The sequence below is a fragment of the Allorhizocola rhizosphaerae genome, from assembly GCF_003426775.1.
In the GTDB taxonomy this organism is placed as follows: Bacteria; Actinomycetota; Actinomycetes; order Mycobacteriales; family Micromonosporaceae; genus Allorhizocola; species Allorhizocola rhizosphaerae.
Genome location: NZ_QJUG01000381.1, coordinates 1 through 4,444, shown reverse-complemented (window position 1 = coordinate 4,444; position 4,444 = coordinate 1). Strand labels below are relative to the sequence as shown.

General features: G+C 70.4%; 4 protein-coding genes and 1 pseudogene. All 5 read right to left on the bottom strand.

Going from position 1 to position 4,444, the window contains the following annotated elements; translation table 11 throughout:
* Positions 1 to 2,343 (bottom strand): ABC transporter permease (locus tag DM816_RS40415; protein ID WP_117215740.1); only part of this gene is annotated, 2,343 nt, incomplete at its 3' end.
* Positions 2,340 to 3,062, bottom strand: coding sequence for an ABC transporter ATP-binding protein (locus tag DM816_RS40410; RefSeq protein ID WP_117215739.1), 723 nt, complete (start codon positions 3,060 to 3,062; stop codon positions 2,340 to 2,342). The genes DM816_RS40410 and DM816_RS40415, both read right to left, overlap by 4 nt.
* The gene (locus DM816_RS40405; RefSeq protein WP_117215738.1) at positions 3,043 to 3,603 is read right to left on the bottom strand and encodes a PadR family transcriptional regulator; all 561 of its coding nucleotides are present in this window, start codon (positions 3,601 to 3,603) and stop codon (positions 3,043 to 3,045) included. The genes DM816_RS40410 and DM816_RS40405 overlap by 20 nt, the downstream gene beginning before the upstream one ends.
* A gap of 157 nt (positions 3,604 to 3,760) precedes the next feature.
* Positions 3,761 to 4,183 (bottom strand): ferritin-like domain-containing protein, encoded by a 423-nt coding sequence (locus DM816_RS40400; RefSeq protein ID WP_117215737.1) that lies wholly within the window; start codon positions 4,181 to 4,183, stop codon positions 3,761 to 3,763.
* Positions 4,180 to 4,444 (bottom strand): annotated as a pseudogene (locus DM816_RS40395) (hypothetical protein); the annotation flags it as partial. The gene DM816_RS40400 and the pseudogene DM816_RS40395, both read right to left, overlap by 4 nt.

Here is a 4,444-nt window from a genome sequence, read left to right as displayed (position 1 = left end):
CGCGCCGACCGCGGCGAGCGTGCCCAGGTCGGCCCGCGTGTCCGCCGCGGCAAGCCCGGTCGCGATCGCGGCCGCGCCCAGCGCGATGATCGCCGCCGCCGCCGCGATGAGCAGCGCCATCAGGTTTGACCTGTCCTGCGGACCGCGTTCGATGGTGACCCACACTCCGGCATCGAGCTGGCGCATGAGCAGGTTCAGCCGTTCCTCCTGCGCCTGGGTCGGCACGGCGGTCGTATCGACCACGAGGCCCGCCGTGCGCTGCTCCCCGTCCTGGATCTTGGGCGACAGCATCGCCGTGAAGCCGGGATAGTCGCCGAGGAAGTAACCATCGACGGTGATGCTCTGCTTGCCGCGAGGGGCCTCCAGGGTGACCCGGCCGTCCTTGACCATGCGCTCGTCCGTGACGATCGCCCCACCGCGGTCGAGAACCTCGCGCGCCTTCGCGATCCGGTCAGGATCGGCTCCGGTGAACGCGGCAAGCCCGCTGCCGTCGTTTGTCACGACTCCGAGGCCGAAGGTGCTCATCGATTGCCGGCACCGCTTGTCGGTCCGTGCCGCCTGCATCTCCTCGGCCGTGGGGTCGCGCTCCAGACGGGATAGCGGGCATTCGAGTTCGAGAGGCCGTGCGGGAGTGAGCCCGTCGCCTCGCATGAAGCGATGGATCTGAGCATCCGGCAACACACTGCGCACCATCGCCTCCGCCTCCGACCAGTTGAGCTCCTGCTCACCCGGATCGCTGTAGTGCTGTATGTCGATGTGGCCGTGCGGGAGCCGGGGCTTGTACTCGGCAACGGACTGTTGATGCTGGGCCGCGAAGACCACACCGGCCGCCACCGCTCCCGCGACGGCCGCCATCACGGCCGAGACGGCGGGAGCGGCCGACGACCGGTTACGGGCGGTGTCGCGCAGCGCGAGCCGTGGCGCCAGCGGCAGCCAGCGACCCAGCCGGGCGATCAGCCCGATCAGCGCGGGCGTGACCAGTACCAGACCGAGCTCGGCAAGCACCACGCCGGACAGCATCAGCGTCTCGTCGAACGACACCGAGCCGATCACCGCGATCGCCGAGCCCAGGGCGGCCAGCACGATCCCGGCGAAGACCCAGCGCTTGCGGGAGCGCAGGATGCCGCGTCGACCGGCCAGCGCCAGCACCACGGGCTGGCGTGCGGCGGTGTACGCGGGCACCAGCGCGGCCAGCATCCCGGTGATCACGGCCAGCCCGGCGATACCCACGAGCGCCAGCGGGAAGAAGCGGTATCCACCGGCCCGCGCATGGGCCAGGTTGTCCTCGATGAGCGGGCGGCCGATGAGCGCCAGCACGACGCCGAGGGCCAGCCCGATGACGGCTCCGGCCAAGCCGAGCACGACCCCGTCGGCGAGCACGATGCGGCGCAGCTGTTTCGGTTCCCCGCCGGCCGCCGCGACCAACGCGAGGTCGCGGGAGCGGCGGCGCGCGCCGACCGCGAGCGCCGGTCCGGCCAACAGGATGATTTCGAGCACGGCCAGCCCGCCCACCACCACGCCGAGCGCCATGTCCTCGGCCATCACCGCGCCGGGGTCGAAGCCGGTGGGCGCGTCCAGCGGCGGGTTCAGGACCACCACGCGGCTCTTGACCACCATGCCGAGCTTGTTGAGCCGCTTGACCTGTTCCCAGTCGACGGGGGTGGGCGAGGCGACCAGCCAGTACCAACCCTTGCCGGTCCCGGTGGGCGATGCCATGCGGGGAAACAGGTTGTCCGGGTACTCCACGATGCCGGTCACCCGGTAGACGCGGTCGGGGTTGAGCGCGTTGATCGTGCCGCCGATCCCCACGCCCAGCCATTGCGCCGCGGCCTCGTTGAGCACGACCTCGTCCGCGGCCTTGGCGGCGCGCCCCGCCAGCAGCTCGACCATTCCCTGCAGCATCGGTTCGGAGACATCGTCGAGCCTGGTCTGGATCTGGCCGATACCGTCGGGTGTGCGGACCTTGACCGTGTCCTCCTCCATCGCCAGCGCGCGCGAGCCCGGTGGCAGCAGGGCCAGCACATCGGCCTCGGTGGGCATCGGCCGTTCCTTCTCAAGCGCGCCGTCGGAGGACGGTTTGGCTGGGGTGACCCGGGTGACGTTCGAGGCGTCGGGCGATTGGGTGATCGCATCGGTGTCATGCCACCAGATGTAGGCGTCGCCCGTCCCCAGCTCGCGATCCAGCTTCTCCCGCGGGGTCAGCTGGAACATGTCGAAGGTGACGGCGGCGAAGGCAAGGAAGGCCACCGGCAGCCCGATCATCGCCAGGACGAGACTGGAGCGCCCCTTGGCCTTGCGTGCTTCCCGGCGTGCGATCCGCAGCGCGGGCAACCATCCCCTCATGACGCCGGCGCCAACAACGACTCGGGCTTGGCCAGCGGGCCGGAGGTGTCCACAATGGACCCGTCGCGCAGGAAGATCACCCGGTCGGCCCACGCCGCGTGCCGGGCCTCGTGCGTCACCAGGACTCCCGCCGCACCGGCGTCCACTCGCGCGCGCAGCAGGCGCAGCACGGCCTCGCCGGTGGTCGAGTCCAGTGCGCCGGTCGGCTCGTCGGCCAGCACCAGCCGGCGGTCCCCGATCAGCGCGCGGGCGATCGCCACCCGCTGCTGTTGTCCACCCGACATCTCGTCAGGAAACCGGTCGGCGTGACCGGCGAGGTCCACTTCGGACAGTGCGGCCTCGGCAAGCGGGCGGGCCTTGCGGATCGGCATGCCCGACAGCTCCAACGGCAGGGCCACGTTTTCGGCCGCGGTCAGGCTGGGCAGCAGATTGAGCGCCTGGAACACGTAGCCCACGCTGTGCCGGCGCACCTCGGCCAGCTGACGTTTGTTCAAGGTGGACAGCGGGCGGCCCTCGACGACGACCGTGCCCTGGTCCGGGCCGTCCAAACCGCCGGCCAGGTTGAGCAGGGTGGACTTGCCCGAGCCCGAGGGGCCCATCACCGCGACCAGTTCGCCGGCGTGCACGGCCAGCGACACGTCGCGCAGCGCGTGCACCTTGGTCTCTCCTGTGCCGTGGGTGCGGTACACCCCTTGCAGCTCAAGCACGCTGGCGCTCATGCTCGTGCACCTCCTGCGGTTGCTCGGTCTTTGCCGGGGTATAGCGGGCAAGCGAGGACTCGCAATGGTCCAGCCACCGGATCTCGGCCTCCGACTGGAAGATCATTGAGTCGAGCACCAGGCGCCAGGGCAGGTCTCCGTCGGTCTGCTTGAGCCGGGTGTACTCCTGCAGCGCGCGCATGGTCGACGTGCGCTGCGCCTGAACCACGGAACGCACGTCTATGCCCGGTGTCGTCAGCGCGAGCGCCAGCTTGATGGCCAGCTCGTCGCGGGGGCGGGAGGCGCGCTCGATCGGCGTGGTGAACCACAGCGCGACCTCGGTCCGTCCCTGATCGGTGATTTCGTACGGGCGCTGCCCACCCTCGTTTTCAGGCAGTGCCCGCACGAAGCCGTCGCGCTCCAGGCGATTGAGGGTGGTGTAGACCTGCCCGATGTTCAACGGCCAGGTTCCGCCGGTGGACTCTTCAAATTCATTTTTCAGCTGGTACCCGTAACGCGCTCCGCGTTCGAGGAGGGCCAGCAATCCGTGCCGGATGGACATGGATACCGAGTATGCATACCGAGTATGGTCCGCACAAGTGTGCAGACAAAACGGTCGTGCCGCAAATGCGGACAGAATCGTTCCGCGATCCATGCCACGATGAGCACGTGACCGTCGGGGCGACGACCGTGCGGGTGCTGCGGTTGCTGACGGGCGGTCAGCCGGTGCGGCCGGGGAAAGGCGTGGTCAGTGGTGTGATGCCAGCGCGGCGACGCCAGCGCGTGGCCCGGACGGCCGCGTCGGAATAGGCCTCAACGGCCGTGCGGCGCTCCTGCCCCTCGACGGTCTTGATCGCCGCGCGCCATGTCGCCGCCACACCCTCCTCAAGGTGCACGGCCAGCTTCATCGCGCTCGCGGCATCGGTGACCGGGAACGGCAGCAGATAGGCCGACTCGGCCGGCGCGGGCGAAAGTTTCAGCTCGTCGAGCTTGACCACGAGGGTGTCGCGACGGGCGCGGTGGACCGCCTCCGCCGCGCGGGCCTCGGCCTTGCCATCGGCGTCGAGGTAAACGCCCAGCCGGCCGTAGCCGAAGATCGCCGCATGCTCCGCCGCCAGCGCGGCCCTGAGTCGCTCGCTCACGCCGAAGCCTCCACATGACTTGCCCGTGCGGCCGCGATCTCAGCCAGCAGCTGGGCCCGGTCGGCGGGCGCGGACACGCACACGTCGATCGCCTTCTGCCAGGCCTTGCGCTCGGTTTCGCGCAACGGCTCCGGCGAGGGCGCGGCCGACGGAAGCGGCGGCGCACCGCTCGGCGACGGCGGGGCCGGCCGCATGATCGCGGCAAGCGCGCTCGCGTGCGCCCGGTGTGCGTCGCGGATGGCCAGCAGCGCGGTGTTGCCC